This window comes from Christiangramia lutea (assembly GCF_022489035.1).
GTDB lineage: Bacteria > Bacteroidota > Bacteroidia > Flavobacteriales > Flavobacteriaceae > Christiangramia > Christiangramia lutea.
In genome coordinates, this window is the sequence record NZ_JAKVTV010000002.1 from 593,974 (window position 1) to 612,801 (window position 18,828).

The following is an 18,828-nucleotide window of genomic DNA, read 5'->3' on the forward strand; positions in this document are numbered from 1 at the left end:
CCTATCTATTTTGAAATTAGATAAACTGCATCCTCACCATCATTTTCTTTCCAGCTTACCTTCACTTTTTCCTCGTTTATTGCATCTACCTGCCTGCCATTATAGTCTGGCTGAACGGGTAAATGTCTGCTGAACCTTCTGTCTATAAGACTTAACAACTCTATTTCCTTAGGCCTTCCAAAAGACTGAATCGCGGTTAACGCCGCCCGAATGCTGCGTCCGGTGTATAGAACATCATCAATGAAAACCACACATTTATCTTCTACAATAAAATCTATCCTGGTTTTGTTGGCCTTTAGAGGTTTATCTCCTCTTCTGAAATCGTCCCGGTAAAAAGTGATATCCAATTGCCCGATTTTAATGGAATTAAGCCCATATTCTTCTTTAAGAATTTTCTCAATTCTATTGGCTACGTAGATTCCACGGGGTTGGATTCCAACAAGAACCGTTTCTTTAAAATTTGTATGCTTTTCTACTAACTGACAAGCCAAACGATGTAGAATGATATTTAGTTCGTTAGAGTCTAGTAGTACTTTCCGGCTCATAAGACTATTTGTGGATTGCAACAAAAGTAATGTTTTTTTTGGATTGAATAATATAGACCGGCTTATCTTCTAATTTCAAAATTGATATCTTAAAATCAGATTTTCGTAAATTTAATATTTCAGAATTTTAAAGTAGGGAAATAAGCCAAAACATAAAGAATGTTCAAAAGCAGGGAAATTAGATGGTTTTACTCCACTGAGCTTAAAGCGGTGGAAAAATGGTTTATGGATAACGGCCACACCTTCGAAAATGCCATTCCCAGAACCGATTATTATCTTCCTTTGAAAAATCAGGATGATATTGGAATTAAACTTAGGGAAGGTAATGTGGAGATCAAACAACGTATTTCACGTTCTAAGACTGAAAACATTACCAGAATGTCCGAGGGTAATTTTGAAAATTATATAAAATGGAGTTTTAGTTCGGCTGAAAAAGATGGGCTTTTCCAGGAGATTATCGAAGGTGAAAAGTACAACTGGCTCGGGGTAAGAAAAGAGAGAATTGGTTATAAACTGAAAGAAAATCAGAATGGAAGTATCATAAGGGTAAAGCTGGATGATTATCCTGAATTCGGTTGCCAGGTAGAATATACGCGTATTAAAATTATGAATGAAATCTGGTACACCCTATGCCTGGAGTGGTTTGGAGAAAAAGAAATAGAATTCGATCTTTCGGTACTTGATAATATGCTGGGTGATTTCAAGTTACAAGCCGCTAATTCTATGGGATATGCAGAATTCCTGAAAAAGTTCTTCAGGTAAAGTTGCTAATTTAACCAACTGGTTTAGTTTCAATTTCATTTAAGAATTTCAGGATTTCCTCTTCTACACTTTTGGTATCCTTAGATTTTATTTCGCTTCCTATAAAATGAGTATCCTGAGTTTCCAGAGCTTTCAGTTTTTTTAATGAGTCGGGTGTAGCAAAAAGTTTATAAGCATCTTCATAAACGCTAACTTCAACATGCTGGTCTTCTTCAATGAAATTCTTATGGTAATAGAGTGTTAGTACAGGCACCTCTATTTTTCTGAAGGTTTCAGGTAACATGGTAGTTTCAACAAGCACCTGCAGATCTACCAGGGCACGTGAAGGATAAACTGTATCCCAGTATTGTCTCGCTACTTCCTGTTCATGTTCGATCTTTTTATTTTTACCGAAAGATATTAAACTGGCAATTTCATATCCCCAGGGAGAATTCAATACAAAAGTACCCGGCTGATCATCTTCCAGGTTTGGAGAAAGATTCACCAGTGCGTAAATCTTTTCAGGATAGGTTGCGGCCAGTTTTAGAGCCAGGGTTCCCCCGGTAGAAGTACTCATTATAATAACCTTCTTCCCTATTCTGTTCCCAATCTGCAAAGCTTCCCTGGCAGATTTCCACGCATTCTCTCCATTGAAATTATTAAGTGAAGCAGGTGGCTTCAGGCCATGACCAGCCCATCTGGCCATGAAAATATTTGCCTCAAGAGCATCTGCGATATTCTGATTTACCGGAAATCCATCACGGTAACTACCGGCAAACCCATGTAAATAAATTATACTGAATTCAGTCTTTTGGGGCTGGTCATACCAGACGATCCTCGCCTGATTATCCTTTCTTACAGGCATGGAATCTTCCTTTTGCGCTATATATTCTTCCAATTGGCTAAATTCTTTTGGGAATTCAGGTAATTCTGTAGAATAAACCGGTGTTGAAGGTACTGGCCCTGAAAAGTATGTAATTACTAAGGCTAATATTAAAATCAGGATGATCCAATATCGTTTCTTCATTTTCAATTATATGAATTTATCGCGGCAAATATTCACAAACTATTGTGAAATGGTGTCTTTGGGTATTCTTTCATTTCAGAATCCCGTTAATAAAAAAGGATCTATGACCTATTATAATATTTTCTAAATTTAATCAGTTATATATCCAGTTAAACAACCTACCTAATATGAAAAATAAATTGAAAAGAACATTACAGATATCTACGATTCTAAGTTTTGCATTTTTAGCAATTGCTTGTAATGATAATGATGAACAACCAGAGCCTTCACAAACAGAAGCCAATTTGATTATAAAATTAGATGTCGACCCTAACCAGTTAAGATTAGGAAACACTGGAAATCCTTCACAGGTACCAGAAGGTAATGCGGCGCAGGACCCAAATTTCAACAGCATCTCTGCACATTATCTAGAATTTGCTCCAGATGCTTTTACTCCATTGGGAGAGGGGGAAATCCTCTATCATGCGCCAGAAACTACTGCTGGCGGTGATAATGCCATTGATTTTGACGAAAGTATTACTATTGAACCCGGAGAAATTTTTCTAAGTATTCCTTTGAAGAATATTAATCCGGGGAATTATGAGTGGGTACGCCTATCCCTTTCCTACCAAAATCTAGACGCAAAGGTTCACTACGAAGGGAATCCTTACGAGGTTACCATTGCTGGATTTGTAGGTTTTAACACCTATATTTCTAGTTTCAGGGTAAAAAATGAGAACGTAGAAGTGAACGACGATAAACTTCAGGGCTTCTTTGCCTTTGAAAGCCTTGCCGGCGTAAGCACAGGTCAGGTACCTCCAGGTGGAATTACCGTACCAAATCCTATTTTTGAAACTTCTCCTATTCCTCAGGGCTCCTGTGTGGTTACCGGTGAGTTCAGTAATCCGTTAATTATAAGCGGTAACGAAAATGAAGATATTACCGTAGTCATGTCTTTATCAACTAATAAAAGCTTTGAATGGGAAGATCTAAATAGTAACGGAAAATGGGATATTGGTGGAGAGAATAGCGAACCGGTGGTAGACATGGGACTTCGCGGCCTTATACCAAAGGTGGAATAAAGAAAAATGAGGGTCAGTAAAAAGATTAAATTAAAATTCCTGATCAAATAAAAAAACCTCCTTAGTTGCCTAAGGAGGTTTTTACTTTATAAATATCAGGAAGAATTACTTCTTACCTTCCATTTTATCTTTCAACGCTTGAAGATCAGCATTTACATCACCAATTGTTGTGGTGTTGTCCTTGTTTTGCGCAGCCGATTTCTTAGCAGCCTGCTTAACAATTTTCTGCTCTTCTTCTTTGTGAATTACCATGTGAGAAGCTACCACTCTCTTGAATTCTTTGTTGAATTCAATGATCTGGAATTCTGCCTCTTCACCTTTTTTCAATTTGCTTCCGTCTTCTTTTTCAAGGTGTCTCTGCGGAATGAATGCAGTGATATCCTCGTTAAAGTCGATAGTAGCACCTTTGTCTACGATCTCAGTGATCTCAGCAGTATGCTTGGTTCCAACTCCAAAGTCTTTTTCATACTTATCCCAAGGATTATCCTCGATCTGCTTATGTCCAAGAGAAAGTTTTCTACCTTCAACATCAAGTTCAAGAACTACAACCTCAAGCTCATCACCTACGTTAGTAAACTCAGATGGATGCTTGATCTTCTTAGTCCAGGAAAGGTCAGAGATATAGATAAGTCCGTCGATACCTTCTTCTAACTCTACGAATACACCGAAGTTAGTGAAGTTACGAACAATACCTTTATGCTTAGAACCTACAGGATATTTAGAAGTGATATCAGTCCATGGATCCTGGGTCAACTGCTTGATACCAAGAGACATTTTTCTGTCTTCTCTATCTAAAGTAAGGATTTGCGCTTCAACCTCATCACCAACATTTACGAAATCCTGGGCTGAACGCAAGTGCGTGCTCCAAGACATTTCTGAAACATGGATAAGACCTTCAACACCTTCAGCAACTTCGATAAATGCACCGTAATCTGCGATTACAACTACTTTACCTTTTACATTGTCACCAACTTTCAGGTTCTCGTCAAGAGCATCCCATGGGTGCTGAGAAAGTTGCTTAAGACCTAACTGAATTCTAGACTTAGACTCATCAAAGTCAAGGATTACTACGTTAAGTTTCTGGTCAAGCTCAACGATCTCATTTGGATGGTTGATCCTAGACCAGCTAAGATCTGTAATGTGAACAAGTCCGTCAACACCTCCAAGGTCAACGAATACACCGTAAGAAGTAATGTTCTTAACAGTACCTTCAAGTACCTGACCTTTTTCAAGCTGACCGATGATCTCTTTCTTCTGCTCTTCGATATCTGCTTCGATAAGCGCTTTGTGAGATACAACAACGTTTTTGAATTCATGGTTAATTTTAACCACTTTGAATTCCATGTTCTTACCAACGTAAGCATCGTAATCTCTAATAGGCTTCACATCGATTTGAGAACCTGGTAAGAAAGCTTCAATACCAAATACATCTACGATCATACCACCTTTAGTACGACACTTAATGAATCCGTTTACTACAAGGCTCTCATCGTGAGCTTTGTTTACTCTTTCCCAAGCCTTGATAACTCTCGCCTTACGGTGAGAAAGGATCAATTGTCCGGTAGCATCTTCGCGAACGTCGATTAGTACCTCAACATCATCACCTTCTTTAAGGTCTGGGTTGTAACGGAATTCGTTAAGAGAAATAACTCCTTCACTTTTTGCGTTGATATCGATAATTGCATCACGATCTGTAATATTGATTACTTTTCCTGTTACAACTTCGTCATCTAAAGTGTCAACGAAATTTTCTTCAACTAGCTTTTCAAATTCTTCCAGTTTCTCATCGTCGATAGGATCGATTCCTTCTTCGTAATTATGCCAGTTAAATTCTTTAAGGAATTTCTCAGGATTTTCCTGTTGCTTTTCTGCTTCAGGTTGAGAGGCTGTCTCCATTCCGGCTACATCCTGTACTTCAATTTCCTGAGTTTCTTTGTTTTTGTTTTCTTCAGCCATTACTGACTTTAAATTTGTATTCTGAGTTTCTTCGGAAATCTTTCAGCAAAACAGAAACTACAGAAGTTGTTTATAGTTTTGATTTTCAACCCTTTTTGGATTTCCGGTCTTCTGCCAAAAAGGAGTGCAAAAATACGTAACTAAAAAAAAATCCGCAACTAATTATTCAATTAATTGCGGATAGTAATTATGCCGAGATAAATTTTATGAATTAACCTCTTTGATTTTATCTTTAGTGATCTTCACAATTTTATCAAATTGCTCATCCAACCCCATTTCGGAATTATCAAATTCAATAGCATCATCTGCCATCACCAAGGGAGAATCGTCCCTGGTAGAATCCATATAATCCCTGTCTTTTACGTTTTGTAGGACCTGTTCAAAATTAACTTCATCTCCCCTACCTTTTAATTCATCATATCTTCTTTGAGCTCTCTTTTCAGTAGAAGCGGTCATAAACAATTTCAATTCGGCATCAGGAAAAACGACGGTTCCAATATCGCGGCCATCCATTACAACTCCCCTGTTCTTTCCCATTTCCTGCTGCTGTTTCACCAGCATTTTTCGAACTTCCGGAACTGCAGAAACCTTACTGACATGTTGGGAAACTTCCATATAGCGAATTTCCTTTTCAACATTTTCATTATTTAGGAACATATGGCCATATCCTAACTCTTCATCAAATTCAAAGTGAAGACTGATAAATGGCAAATGGCGCACAATTGCTTCTTTATCAAAATTTCCATCTGATACAAACAACTTACGCATCATATAAAGGGTAACCGCCCGGTACATGGCGCCCGTATCAACATATATATATTCCAGTTCTTTTGCCAGTCGTCTGGCTACCGTACTCTTTCCTGTAGAAGAAAATCCATCAATGGCTATAGTAATCTTTTTATCCATGTAATCTAATGTCTGTCTTTTGCAAAGGTAAATTTTTAAAGAACCTATCAGGTACAATCATTAAAAAAGCCCCTTTATCGGGGCTTTATTTTTAAAGAGCTTTAGCATTCTTTACTTTTTGATTGGTAATAGCAATATCTATTACCTCACTCATTTCTTTTACGTAATGAAATTTAAGACCTTTAAGATATTCATCCTTGATCTCTTCAATATCACGTTTATTGTCTTCACACAAGATTATCTCTTTAATTCTTGCTCTCTTGGCAGCTAGAATCTTTTCCTTAATTCCACCCACAGGAAGCACTTTACCGCGCAGGGTAATCTCACCGGTCATAGCAATGCTTTTTTTAACTTTCTTCTGTGAAAATAGAGAGACGAGAGAAGTAAGCATTGTAATACCTGCACTTGGACCATCTTTAGGTGTTGCTCCTTCAGGAACGTGAATATGTACATTATATTGATCGAATATCGAAGGTATTATTCCTAGCCGCTCTGCATTTGCTTTAATATACTCCATTGCAATGGTAGCCGACTCCTTCATCACCTTACCCAGGTTACCGGTAATGCTGAGATTACCTTTTCCTTTGGAAAGAATTGATTCGATAAACAAAATATCGCCACCAACGCTGGTCCAGGCAAGCCCGGTAACTACTCCAGCTACGTCATTATTCTCATACTTATCACGCTCCATTTTGGGACTACCAAGAATTTCTATAATATCTTCATCTGTGATCTTGATATTATATTCCTCCTCCATGGCAATATTCTTAGCAGCATATCGCACAACTTTAGCTATTTGCTTTTCAAGCGCACGAACTCCAGACTCACGAGTATAACCTTCAACGACCTTTTCTAATTGTTTCTTACCAATCTTCAGATTATCTGAATTAAGACCATGCTCCTCTAACTGTTTTGGAAGTAAATGCCTTTTTGCAATCTGCACTTTCTCTTCAATGGTATAACCAGTTACATTAATAATCTCCATACGGTCTCTTAGCGCAGGCTGAATGGTGCTTAGAGAATTACAGGTTGCGATGAACATTACCTTAGACAAGTCAAACCCCATCTCCAGGAAGTTATCATGAAATTCTGAATTCTGCTCTGGATCTAAAACTTCCAGTAATGCTGAAGAAGGATCTCCCGCATTACCCATCGCCAGTTTATCGATCTCATCAAGAACAAAAACAGGATTACTGGTTCCGGCTTTCTTTAAACTCTGAATGATCCTACCTGGCATGGCACCTATATAAGTCTTTCTATGACCTCTTATTTCTGCCTCATCCCGAAGACCACCAAGCGAGATCCTAACGTATTCACGCCCTAAAGCCTCTGCTACAGATTTCCCTAGGGAAGTTTTACCAACTCCCGGAGGTCCGTAAAGACAAAGAATAGGAGATTTCATATCATTTCTCAGCTTAAGCACTGCCAGATATTCAATAATCCTTCTTTTCACATCATCTAAACCATAATGATCACGATCTAGAATTTTCTTTGCCCTTTTAAGGTCGAATTTATCTTTACTGAATTCATTCCATGGAAGATCAAGGAACAGATCCAGGTAATTTCTTTGAATTGAATATTCAGCTACCTGGGGATTCATTCGCTGCATTTTGGAAAGTTCTTTCTCAAAATGATTCTGAACATCTTCTCCCCATTGCTTGTCTTTAGCTCTTTCGCGCATTTCCACGATCTCACCTTCATGAGAAACCCCACCCAGTTCTTCCTGAATGGTTTTCATTTGCTGATGAAGAAAATATTCCCGTTGCTGCTGGCTCATATCGCTTTGAACCTTACTCTGGATATCATTTTTCAGTTCCAGTTTCTGGTTCTCGGTATTCATATGTTTAAGCGTAGCCAGAGCCCTTTCTTTCAGATCGTTCATCTCTAAAAGCTTTTGCTTCTCCTCAACATTCAAACTCATGTTGGAAGACACGAAATTGATAAGAAAGGAATTACTCTCTATGTTCTTAATAGCGAACGAAGCTTCAGAAGGAATATTCGGGCTGCTCTTAATAATTTGAAGAGCAAGATCCTTTATTGAGTCTATGATCGCAGAAAATTCGGCGTTTCCTTTTTCAGGACGGTTATCAGCGATCTCAGCAACTGTGGCATTCATATATGGCTCCTCCGTTACCACCTGAGTGATCTGGAATCTCTTTTTACCCTGAATGATGACGGTAGTATTGCCATCAGGCATTTTTAATACCCTTAGGATCCTTGCCACTACCCCAACTTTATTTATGTCCTTGGAAGTTGGATTTTCAACCCCTTCATCCTTTTGAGATACAACCCCTATGATCTTACTTCCGTTGTTCGCCTCGTTAATTAGCTTGATCGAAGCGTCACGACCAGCGGTAATTGGAATTACAACTCCGGGAAATAACACGGTATTTCTAAGTGGAAGTATAGGAAGCGTTTCGGGCAGACTCTCGCGATTTATTTCCTCTTCATCTTCAGGCGTCATTAAAGGGATTAACTCTGCATCTTCATCGATTCCCTGCAATGACAAACTGTCAATATTACCAAACTTTGTTTTAGCCATAATTATATTTAAGTCAAACTGTCATCAAAATTAAGAATCCTTAATTTTGATGAGTTATTTAAAAGCCCTGATAAATAAGACTTTCAGATTAATTTCAGATTTTCATATTCAAATATTCAATTCCTGTGCCACGCTTGACCCAAATTATTTTTTAAAAAGTGTAACAAATAGAAAATAAACCCATCTTTATTACAGAAACCAAGTTTTAATTGACACCAACCATCACACATATTAAAGACCTGGTAGAACGTTGCCGTCTTGGCGATCAACGTGCTCAAATGGAAATCTATGACCGTTATTATAAGGCTATGTATAACACTGCCTACCGCATAACAGGTCATTCAGCCGAGGCTGAAGATATCATGCAGGAAGCTTTTTTAAGTGCTTTTACCAAAATTGAAAGTTTTAAAGAGAATTCCACCTTTGGAGCCTGGTTGAAAAGAATTGTAGTGAATGAAAGTATTACGGCATATAAAAAGATCGCAAAACTTGGTGAAGTAAGCTATAATGACGAATTAAAGAATGAAGCAGATAACGAGGGTTTCATACTGGACTATAAGGATAATAACAGTAAAAAAGTCCGGTTGATCCTGAAACAGATCAAGTCCCTGAAAGAGAATTACAGGCTGAGTTTAACCCTGCATCTCATTGAAGGATATGATTATGAGGAAATTTGCGAAATAATGAATATCTCTTACGCCAATTGCCGGACGATGATCTCCAGAGCAAAAGAAAGCCTAAGAAAAAAATTAGAGCATCATGAAAAATAATGACGTTGACAATCTATTTAAAGAGTTAGATTTCGATATCGAAGAGCCACATTCCGGCCATAAAGAGCGTTTTTTCAAAAAGCTGGAAAATGAAACTCAAGGGCCTGAGAATAAAGGAAATGTTCGCAGACTTTGGGCGCCTGTCATGGGAATTGCAGCAAGTTTCCTTCTGGCATTTTTCCTATTAGGTGAAGTAATTGCGCCAACTGCTTCAGCAAAAAATACCGATCTGGCCAGCATTTCTCCTGAAATGAAACAAACCCAGGAATTCTATACTGGTTTAATCCAGAAAGAACTGAATGCTCTTGATGCTGAAAAATCTCCGGAAACAGAAATCATTATCAATGATGCCTTAAAGCAAATGGAAAAACTGGAGCAAAATTATGAGGGTCTTAGAAAAGACCTTTTAGACAGCGGAAAAGACAATCGTGTAATCCACGCAATGATCCAGAATTTCCAGCAGCGAATTGACCTTTTAAATAATGTTTTAACCCAAATAGAAAATATTAAAACACTAAAGAACCAGAATCATGAAGACAATATTATCTAGTATACTAATCTTTGCAGCGCTAGCCCCTGGCCTCCCTAACTTCGATCTTTCGGAAACTAACCGCTGTGTGAAAAGAACTGAATTTACAGGAAAACACACCAAGGAAAAGAAGATCAGAAAAGAATTCAGTGTAAGCGCAGATTCACAACTGAACATCGATAACAGTTATGGGAATGTAGATATTACCACCTGGGACCAAAACCGGGTACAAATAGAGGTTATTATCAAGACCAACGGGAACGATGAGGAAGAAGTTGAAAAAAAACTAGAAGATATCAATGTAGAATTCAATCAGAATAACTCTGGTGTTAGCGCTAAGACCAGATTCTCAAAGAAAGAGAAATCCTGGTGGAAAGACCTGTTTGATGGTTTTGACAATGTGAACATGGAAGTGAATTACATAGTTAGAGCTCCCATAAGCAATCATCTGGGCATTAGCAATGACTATGGTGGAATTTATATAGATAAAACCACAGGAAATACCAGTATCAATTGCGATTACGGAAAACTGGACCTGGGAGAACTTAGAGGAAGATCCAATGCACTTACTTTCGACTATACCCGTAGTAGTAAAATAGACTATGTGACCAATGCGACCATCAATGCAGATTACTCAGATTTTGAAGTCATAGAAGCAGAACAATTGGTTATCACGGCAGATTATTCTAAATCTAAAATCGGAAAGGTTTCTAAACTGGAGTATAATTGTGACTACGGAAGTGTGGAGATAGATAAGGTAAAAGTACTTATTGGAAATAGCGATTACCTTACTTCGAAGATCAACCGAATATTCACTTCCGCAGACCTCAACATGGACTATGGATCACTTTCTATAGACAAAGTTGTTAAAGGTGCAAAAAGCATCAATATCGACACTGATTACGCCGGGATAAAATTAGGATTCGACCGTGAAATGAGCATGGATTTCGATGTCAAGACATCCTACGGAGGAATTAACGGATTAGATGAATTGAATGTTCAGAGAAACGAAAGCAGGAATAGCAGTAATTCTGCATCTGGATATTATGGTTCTGCTAACGCAGGTGCCCGAATAAACATTACTACCAGCTACGGAAGCGTAAAATTTTATAAAAATTAATCGACCAAATAACTAACATCATGAAAAAAGTCATTTTATTATTTAGCATTTGCATGTTATCCCTATCCTGTGTTAACGCACAATGGAATACAGAAAAAGTAAAAGGTAACGGTGATCTTACAAGCACAAACAGAAATACAGGCCCGTATGATGAAATTCAGCTTGTAGGTTCAATGAACGTTGAACTGATTTCTGGAAAGGAAGGAACCGTAAAAGTTGAAGCCGAGAGTAACCTGCAGGAATTTATAGTCACAGAGGTGAAGAACGGAACTTTAAAGATTTCTACTGAAGACGGATACAGCCTTTATCCAAAGGAGAAACTTCTAATTACTGTGCCCGTAGAAGCCGTAAATGCGGTTTCTGTAACAGGTTCAGGGGATCTATGGACAAAAGATGTACTCAAAGCAACTAATATGAAAGTCCAGGTAACCGGTTCTGGAGATATGAAACTGGAACTGGAAGTACAGGACCTTGAAGGAGCAGTAACTGGATCTGGTGATGTAAAACTGAAAGGAAGAAGTCAGAATTTCGAATGCACGGTTACCGGAAGTGGAGATTTTGAAGCTTATGATCTAGAGGCCGAGAACGTAGAAGCCAGGGTTTCAGGCTCTGGGGATATTATGGTTTACGCCAGTAAATCTTTAAAAGCAAAAGTTTCAGGTTCTGGAGATATTGTTTATAAAGGAAATCCTGAAAAACAGGATTTTAGCACACATGGCTCCGGCGGTGTAACTTCCTTTTAAAATTTCAGTAATCCTTGAAAAACCTGCTTAACGCAGGTTTTTTTATGCTTTTACACTTCGTTTTGGGACCCGCATTAATAATATCACTCCGGCTATAAAGAAAATAACTAAAAACAAGATTGCATTCCTCACACTTCCGGTTTCTTGGGCGACATACCCATACAACGACATTCCTATAACAATTCCTATTTTTTCCGAAACATCATAAAAACTGAAATAACTGGCCGTATCTACTGCATTCTTGGGCAGCATCTTCGAGTAAGTAGACCTTGATAAAGACTGAATCCCTCCCATAACCAGACCTACTGAAGCCGCTGCGGCATAGAACTGTACCGGGGTTGTGATAAAATAGGCATATCCGCAAATGGCAATCCAGAAGAGATTAATTAGGATAAGGATTTTTATATCTCCATACCTAATGGCTAACCTGGAAGTTAAAGTAGCTCCGGCTACCGCAACCAATTGAATTAAAAGAATGCTTACAATCAATCCGGTAGTTGGGTCCTGATCACCCCACTGCAGCTCTTCGATCCCAAAATAGGTGGCGATAAGCATTATAGTTTGTACCGCCATACTATACACAAAGAAAGCAATGAGATAGCGCTTAAGCGACTTATCTCGTTTCAAGGAATTCCAGATTCCTTTAAGCTCCCTGAACCCGTTAAACAGAACTCCCATTGTTAACTTAGCCTTTTTATTTCCTGCAGGTAGGTAATAGTAGGTGTACTGGCTAAAACCAATCCACCATATGCCAGTAAGAACGAAAGATAACCTGGTAGGTAGTCCCTCATCCTCGAACCCAAACCAGTCGTGTTTCAGAATCATTAATAAACAAAGAATAAGTAAGATCACACTTCCTATATATCCCAGAGAAAAACCTTTTGCACTAGCCTTATCCTGCTGTTCCGGGTAGGCAATATCAGGAAGGTAAGAATTATAGAAAACAAGGCTGGACCAGAACCCGATAAGGGCTAGAAAATAACAGAGCAAACCGAACCATAAAAATTCCAGATTAAACCAGAACAATCCAATGCAGGAAACTGCACCAAGGTAGCAGAAGAATTTCAGGAAGTTCTTCTTATTCCCAACATAATCGGCAATTCCAGATAAAAACGGACTTAAAAAACTAACCACCAGAAATGCACTGGCGGTAACATAACTAATTAGAGTATCGTTGTTAAGTTCAAAACCCAGGAAATTAACAGTATCACTTACCTTATTTCCTTCACTATCCTTGATGATGGTTAGGGCACCATAAAAAATAGGAAATATGGCTGAGGAGATAACAAGACTATAAACCGAATTGGCCCAATCGTAAAAAGCCCAGGCGTGCAATAGCTTTTTACTTCCTTTTGGTAGTTGCTTCATGCTCTAAAAATAGAAAAAGCCACCGAATCTGGTGGCTTTTCAATTTTATTTTTAAGTTTTCTTATTTGAAACTTGTTACTCCGTACTTTCTGGCCTCAGCGATTGCATCAGGAGCCCATTTAGTAAGATTATTAATCCTGGTCTGATTAGACGGGTGGGTACTTAAGAATTCTGGTGGAGCCTGCCCGCTGCTGTTAGCCTGCATTCTCTTCCAAAGCTCAGGTGCTTCCCGAGGATCATACCCGGCAATTGCCATCATAGTTAAACCAATTCTATCAGCCTCAGCCTCGTGACTTCTGCTAAATGGCAACATTACACCTACAGTAGTTCCTAAACCATAAGCCTGAGCGAAAATCTGCTGCGTAGACTCGCTTCTTCCACTTACCGCTACAGAACCCGCCACTGCTCCTAGTTGTTGAAGCTGGGCGGCGCTCATTCTTTGTGCACCGTGATCTGCCAAGGCGTGGGCGATCTCGTGAGCCATGATGGTTGCTAAGCCATTTACATTTTGAGCTTCATCAAGAATTCCAGTATAAACAACAACTTTACCTCCAGGCATAGCAAAAGCATTCGCCTGGTCATTCTTTACAAGGTTGAACTCCCAGCGAAAATCATTCATGAAGCCCTGGTAACCGTTAGCATTAAGGTAACGCTCTGCGGCATTAACAATATTTTCTCCAAGATTTTTAACCCTTCTAGATTCTTCGGTATTTCTAACCACATCTGCCTCCTTCAAAAACTGATTGTATTGTTCGAATGATGCAGGAAAAAGTTGATCGTTAGAGACGAAATTGAGATTACTTTCCCCGGTAAACGGGTTGGTCTTGCAAGACACTACCAACAGTAGCGCACTTAACCATAAAAAGGTATTTTTGAAATTCATGAAATTTGGTTTTTAGATTGTTAAAAGTACAAAAGCGGCAATATCACTACAGATTGTTTAAGTATGATTTAACAGTAATCATAGAACCAAAAACAATACCATTTTTGATATTTGCAGCGTTTACGGGCTACTACAGGCCTTTTAACGATTTTGTTATTCTTTTTATAATAAAATGTAGAATTCTTAAAATATGACTAAAAAAACTAAGGACAACACCCCTGTACAAAGACTTTTGGTTCCCTCCTATATACTTGTCCTTTCAAAAATACTTACCTCTATTTCACCATTCCTGGCAAGTAGATTTGCGGCCAAATTATTTTTGACTCCCTTCAAGTACAAGTTACCAGAACGAGAAAAGGAAATGGATGAAAATTCTATTCAAAAAAAGGTTTTGGTTCCTAAAATGAACAGGGAAATAATTACTTACGAATATGGAAATGGTGTAAAGAAAGTACTTCTGGTTCACGGGTGGAGTGGCCGTGGAACCCAGCTGGCAAAAATTGCTGAGGCTTTAAATGAAGAAGGTTTCAAATGCTATAGTTTTGATGCTCCCGCTCATGGCAAACTTGAAGGGAAGATGAGCATGATGCCCTTCTTTATAGAATCTATTCATCATATGGACGAGCTTTACGGACCCTTTGATGTTGTGATTGGTCATTCTCTTGGAGGAATGTCCTCTCTTAGAGCAATAAGAAATGGGCTTGATGTCAAGAAACTGGTAATAATAGGTACGGCGAATAATATTTCGGAGATCACCAGGCATTTCGCTCAGAACATGAAAATGAACGACAAGGTTGCTAAAAAGATGAAGAATTACCTTGATAAAAAGTTTAATGAAGATATGGATATTTTATCTGGAGGGGAATCTGCAAAATATGTATCTACTCCTACCCTGGTAATCCATGATGAGGAGGATGTAGATGTAAAGGTGAATTCAGCTCATGAAATCCATAGCGAATTAGAAAACAGCGAGTTAATGATCACCAAAGGTTTGGGACATCGGCGTATTTTAGGGAATAAGGAGGTAATTAACAAAATAACAACTTTTATCGCGGCACAATCTTTGTAATTTTATCAAAAAGATTGCTATGAAAAAGATACTGATATTTACCGTTTTGGCTACATTTCTTGTTAGCTGTAACGGAAATGCCCAAAAAAATTCAGATAAAGAAACTTCAAAAAATTATGAAGTTTCTAAGTCTGAAGAAGAATGGAAAAATGAACTTACCTCACAGGAATTCGCCGTATTAAGAAAAGCTGCTACCGAAACTCCGTTTACAAGTGACCTTTTGGACATAAAGGAACCTGGAACTTTTATTTGCGCAGCCTGTGGAAATGAATTATACAAAACCAAGCATAAATTTGAAAGCGGTACCGGCTGGCCTAGCTTCGACAGAGCTGTTGAAGGTGGAGTGGCTTTTGGAAGTGATTCCAAATTAGGATACCAAAGAGATGAAGTTCATTGTGCCAGATGTGGTGGGCACCTTGGTCATGTCTTTAATGATGGTCCGAAGGAAACCACTGGAAAAAGACATTGTATCAATGGCGTTGCCATGGACTTTAAACCAGATTCAGAATAATTATGAAAAAGTATAATATAGAAAAGAGCGAGGACGAGTGGAAAAAAGAACTTTCTCCTGAACAGTACAGAGTTCTAAGGGAGAAAGGTACTGAAGCACCTCATACCGGGAAGTACAATCTGCATTTCGACGAAGGAGAATATAAATGCGCTGCTTGTGGAGAAAAACTTTTTGAAAGCGATTCAAAATTCGATAGCGGCTGTGGATGGCCCAGTTTTGATGAAGCGATCGAAGGAAAAGTAGAATATATCCAGGACAGAACCTTCGGAATGATTCGTACAGAAATACTTTGTTCTAACTGCGGAAGTCATCTTGGCCACGTTTTTGATGATGGTCCTACAGATACCGGTCAGCGCTACTGTGTGAACTCGGCCAGTATTGAATTTAATAAATAACTAAAACCGATAAATCATGAAAAAATTTTTATCTCTAATTGTATTATTCGCCCTACTCATTGTTTCCTGTGATGGAGAACGAGGGCCACAGGGACCTCCCGGAGAAGATGGTCTTGACGGCCTCGACGGTCTTGGATACACTTATGAAAGAACGATAGATTTCGATTACTTTTCAGATGTGAATTACTATTCTCAATTAATAGATATCCCTGCGGAAGTAGATACTTTTGAACCTGAATCTGATGCCGTTCTGGTTTATAGATTAGAATTACTTGATGCTGAAGGCGGAGGAACTATTGATTCCTGGAGCCTTATTCCTCAGAATTTCTTTTTGAATGAAGGAACTATACAGTATGTTTACAACCATACTGTTAGCGATGTTGAGATCATTATCGATGGTGATTTTGACCTTAGCGGATTAAGCAGTCAGTTTACAGATAACCAGACCTTCAGGATTGTTGTTCTTCCATCGGCTACTTTTAATGCCAATGCCGATGTTGATTTCTCTAATTTCAATGAGGTAAAGAACAGATTCAATTTATCTTTCGATTAGAAAATTGAAATAACGAAAAATTTAAGCCCGACTTATTTAAGTTGGGCTTTTTTAATGCCTTTATCCCTTGCTTCTTACTTTCAGTTTAAGGTTTAATTCCTTAAATTCGCAAACTCTATAACAGATTCAAAATATTCCGAATATGAGTAAATATGATATTATTGTTTTAGGTAGTGGCCCGGGTGGTTATGTAACCGCGATCCGCGCTTCTCAATTAGGATTTAAAACCGCAATAGTGGAGAAAGAAAGCCTTGGTGGCGTTTGCCTTAACTGGGGTTGTATTCCTACAAAAGCTCTTCTTAAAAGTGCAGAGGTATTCGATTATCTTAAACATGCCGAAGATTATGGTCTTAAGCTTGAAAAAGCCGATAAAGATTTTGGAGCGGTGGTTAAACGAAGCCGGGATGTAGCCAACGGAATGAGCAAAGGTGTTCAATTCCTAATGAAAAAGAATAAGATCGATGTTCTTGAAGGATTTGGAAAATTGAAATCTGGGAAGAAAGTAGAGGTTACAGATAAAAAAGATAAGAAAACCGAATATCAGGCAGATCATATTATCGTTGCTACCGGTGCTCGTTCAAGAGAACTTCCAAATTTAAAGCAAAATGGTAAAACGGTTATTGGTTACCGCGAAGCAATGACCCTTGAAAAGCAGCCAAAGAAGATGATCGTGGTTGGTTCTGGTGCCATTGGAGTTGAGTTCGCTCATTTCTATAATGCTATGGGAACTGAAGTAACTGTAGTAGAATTTCTTCCGAATGTGGTGCCATTAGAAGATGAAGAGGTTTCAAAACAATTCGAAAGATCCATCAAAAAAGCCGGAATTAAGGTAATGACGAATTCTTCCGTTGAAAGCGTTGAGAAGAAGAATGGAAAAGTGGTCGCTACGGTTAAGACAAAGAAAGGTGAAGAGAAGCTTGAAGCAGATGTTGTACTCTCTGCCGTAGGTATTAAAACAAATATTGAAAATATAGGCCTTGAAGATCTTAAGATCAAGACCGAAAAAGATAAGATCGTTGTAAACGATTTTTATAAGACCAATGTTGACGGAGTATATGCCATTGGAGATGTTGTTCACGGTCCAGCTCTTGCTCACGTTGCTTCAGCTGAAGGTATTCTTTGTGTTGAAAAGATCAAAGGTATGGATGTTCAGCCGCTTGACTACGGGAACATTCCTGGGTGTACCTATGCAACTCCAGAAATTGCTTCTGTTGGTATGACTGAAAAACAGGCTAAAGAAGCCGGTTATGAACTGAAAGTTGGAAAATTCCCATTTTCTGCCTCAGGAAAAGCGAAAGCTGCAGGAAAATCTGATGGATTCGTAAAAGTGATTTTCGACGCTAAGTACGGTGAATGGTTAGGTTGCCATATGATTGGTGCCGGAGTTACCGATATGATCGCCGAGGCAGTTCTGGGTAGAAAACTTGAAACTACAGGACATGAAGTATTAAAAGCAGTTCATCCTCACCCAACCATGAGTGAGGCCGTAATGGAAGCTGTAGCAGCTGCTTATGATGAAGTAATTCATTTGTAAAACATAGAAGATTCTATAAAGTTGAAATCCCGCATTTTTTAGAATGCGGGATTTTTTTATCTCAATTTCGGTGTATTTATGATTTTACAATTATCCTTTAGTTTCGATCATTTCCATCTCACCTAAGATCCCAGCTCTTATTTCACTTAAGATATAATGCTCTATCTGGTAAAATTGAGCCGCTGGTACCGATCCGGTTTCGCTCTTGATCTTTTTATAATACTTATTGATAAGCTTATCGGTCTTCGCTGAAAGGTCCATAGACTGCTTTATTAACCCATCTATATCCTCATTACTCATGCTGTCATAATTGTCGGCATATTTCTCTAAAAGATTTATCCTGTCTTTACCCAGGTCTTTTCGTTCAACCTCATATTCATCATATAATTTCCAGAAAGCATCGCTATTTGCATTAAGACTGAGCATTTCTTTCACCGCAGCCCTTTTTTCCATTCCGAAGATAGATTGGATATATTCCACCTCTTCAGGTGAAACCTGAGAAAAACCATTATAAACGAACAGGAAAAGGATTGGAAGTATTAGTAATTTTTTCATGGTGTTCTATTTTTTGATTA

Annotated in this window: 19 protein-coding genes; 11 read left to right on the forward strand and 8 right to left on the reverse strand. The window is 38.5% G+C overall.

Features of this window, described 5'->3' with window-relative positions:
* Positions 1–5: 5 nt before the first annotated feature.
* Positions 6–545 (reverse strand): bifunctional pyr operon transcriptional regulator/uracil phosphoribosyltransferase PyrR, encoded by a 540-nt coding sequence (pyrR, locus tag ML462_RS09035; RefSeq protein ID WP_240713480.1) that lies wholly within the window; start codon positions 543–545, stop codon positions 6–8.
* 159 nt (positions 546–704) lie between these two features.
* Between pyrR and ML462_RS09040 the strand changes: the two genes are divergently transcribed.
* Positions 705–1,307, forward strand: a complete 603-nt coding sequence (locus ML462_RS09040; protein ID WP_240713481.1) for a hypothetical protein — start codon at positions 705–707, stop codon at positions 1,305–1,307.
* Positions 1,308–1,317: 10 nt separating this feature from the next.
* Here ML462_RS09040 and ML462_RS09045 read toward each other — a convergent pair whose 3' ends face one another.
* Positions 1,318–2,313, reverse strand: a complete 996-nt coding sequence (locus tag ML462_RS09045) for an alpha/beta hydrolase (RefSeq protein ID WP_240713482.1) — start codon at positions 2,311–2,313, stop codon at positions 1,318–1,320.
* Positions 2,314–2,480: 167 nt separating this feature from the next.
* Between ML462_RS09045 and ML462_RS09050 the strand changes: the two genes are divergently transcribed.
* Positions 2,481–3,374 carry a hypothetical protein gene (locus tag ML462_RS09050; protein ID WP_240713483.1) on the forward strand — a complete coding sequence of 298 codons (894 nt, stop codon included), beginning with the start codon at positions 2,481–2,483 and terminating at the stop codon, positions 3,372–3,374.
* 105 nt (positions 3,375–3,479) lie between these two features.
* Here ML462_RS09050 and rpsA read toward each other — a convergent pair whose 3' ends face one another.
* The 3 genes from rpsA to lon all read right to left on the reverse strand — a co-directional run bounded on the left by rpsA (position 3,480) and on the right by lon (position 8,778).
* On the reverse strand, positions 3,480–5,330 hold the full coding sequence (rpsA, locus tag ML462_RS09055; RefSeq protein ID WP_240713484.1) for a 30S ribosomal protein S1: 1,851 nt from the start codon (positions 5,328–5,330) through the stop codon (positions 3,480–3,482).
* Positions 5,331–5,534: 204 nt separating this feature from the next.
* On the reverse strand, positions 5,535–6,236 hold the full coding sequence (cmk, locus tag ML462_RS09060) for a (d)CMP kinase (protein WP_240713485.1): 702 nt from the start codon (positions 6,234–6,236) through the stop codon (positions 5,535–5,537).
* Positions 6,237–6,327: 91 nt separating this feature from the next.
* Positions 6,328–8,778, reverse strand: coding sequence for an endopeptidase La (gene lon / locus ML462_RS09065; protein WP_240713486.1), 2,451 nt, complete (start codon positions 8,776–8,778; stop codon positions 6,328–6,330).
* A 209-nt stretch (positions 8,779–8,987) separates the two neighbouring features.
* Here lon and ML462_RS09070 point away from each other — a divergent pair, with 209 nt between their 5' ends.
* The 4 genes from ML462_RS09070 to ML462_RS09085 are packed head-to-tail and all read left to right on the forward strand — an operon-like array spanning position 8,988 to position 11,940.
* A complete protein-coding gene (locus ML462_RS09070) occupies positions 8,988–9,548 on the forward strand; it encodes an RNA polymerase sigma factor (protein ID WP_240713487.1) in 561 nt (186 codons plus the stop codon).
* Positions 9,538–10,098, forward strand: a complete 561-nt coding sequence (locus ML462_RS09075) for a DUF4179 domain-containing protein (protein WP_240713488.1) — start codon at positions 9,538–9,540, stop codon at positions 10,096–10,098. The genes ML462_RS09070 and ML462_RS09075 overlap by 11 nt, the downstream gene beginning before the upstream one ends.
* Positions 10,079–11,197, forward strand: a complete 1,119-nt coding sequence (locus ML462_RS09080; RefSeq protein ID WP_240713489.1) for a DUF4097 family beta strand repeat-containing protein — start codon at positions 10,079–10,081, stop codon at positions 11,195–11,197. The genes ML462_RS09075 and ML462_RS09080 overlap by 20 nt, the downstream gene beginning before the upstream one ends.
* Positions 11,198–11,217: 20 nt before the next feature.
* On the forward strand, positions 11,218–11,940 hold the full coding sequence (locus ML462_RS09085) for a head GIN domain-containing protein (RefSeq protein WP_240713490.1): 723 nt from the start codon (positions 11,218–11,220) through the stop codon (positions 11,938–11,940).
* A gap of 42 nt (positions 11,941–11,982) precedes the next feature.
* Here ML462_RS09085 and ML462_RS09090 read toward each other — a convergent pair whose 3' ends face one another.
* Together ML462_RS09090 and ML462_RS09095 are read right to left on the reverse strand one after the other, a co-directional pair.
* Positions 11,983–13,308, reverse strand: coding sequence for an MFS transporter (locus ML462_RS09090; protein ID WP_240713491.1), 1,326 nt, complete (start codon positions 13,306–13,308; stop codon positions 11,983–11,985).
* 61 nt (positions 13,309–13,369) lie between these two features.
* Positions 13,370–14,191, reverse strand: coding sequence for a M48 family metallopeptidase (locus ML462_RS09095; RefSeq protein WP_240713492.1), 822 nt, complete (start codon positions 14,189–14,191; stop codon positions 13,370–13,372).
* A 190-nt stretch (positions 14,192–14,381) separates the two neighbouring features.
* On the opposite strand from ML462_RS09095, the gene ML462_RS09100 reads away from it, so the two are divergent.
* The 5 genes from ML462_RS09100 to lpdA all read left to right on the forward strand — a co-directional run bounded on the left by ML462_RS09100 (position 14,382) and on the right by lpdA (position 18,253).
* On the forward strand, positions 14,382–15,260 hold the full coding sequence (locus ML462_RS09100) for an alpha/beta fold hydrolase (protein ID WP_240713493.1): 879 nt from the start codon (positions 14,382–14,384) through the stop codon (positions 15,258–15,260).
* 19 nt (positions 15,261–15,279) lie between these two features.
* Positions 15,280–15,771 (forward strand): peptide-methionine (R)-S-oxide reductase MsrB, encoded by a 492-nt coding sequence (gene msrB, locus ML462_RS09105; RefSeq protein WP_240713494.1) that lies wholly within the window; start codon positions 15,280–15,282, stop codon positions 15,769–15,771.
* 2 nt (positions 15,772–15,773) lie between these two features.
* Positions 15,774–16,166 carry a peptide-methionine (R)-S-oxide reductase MsrB gene (msrB, locus tag ML462_RS09110; protein ID WP_240713495.1) on the forward strand — a complete coding sequence of 131 codons (393 nt, stop codon included), beginning with the start codon at positions 15,774–15,776 and terminating at the stop codon, positions 16,164–16,166.
* A gap of 16 nt (positions 16,167–16,182) precedes the next feature.
* Positions 16,183–16,719 carry a hypothetical protein gene (locus ML462_RS09115; protein WP_240713496.1) on the forward strand — a complete coding sequence of 179 codons (537 nt, stop codon included), beginning with the start codon at positions 16,183–16,185 and terminating at the stop codon, positions 16,717–16,719.
* A 142-nt stretch (positions 16,720–16,861) separates the two neighbouring features.
* Positions 16,862–18,253, forward strand: a complete 1,392-nt coding sequence (gene lpdA / locus ML462_RS09120) for a dihydrolipoyl dehydrogenase (RefSeq protein WP_240713497.1) — start codon at positions 16,862–16,864, stop codon at positions 18,251–18,253.
* A gap of 90 nt (positions 18,254–18,343) precedes the next feature.
* On the opposite strand, the gene ML462_RS09125 is transcribed toward lpdA, so the two are convergent.
* Positions 18,344–18,808 carry a hypothetical protein gene (locus ML462_RS09125; protein WP_240713498.1) on the reverse strand — a complete coding sequence of 155 codons (465 nt, stop codon included), beginning with the start codon at positions 18,806–18,808 and terminating at the stop codon, positions 18,344–18,346.
* Positions 18,809–18,828 lie beyond the last annotated feature (20 nt).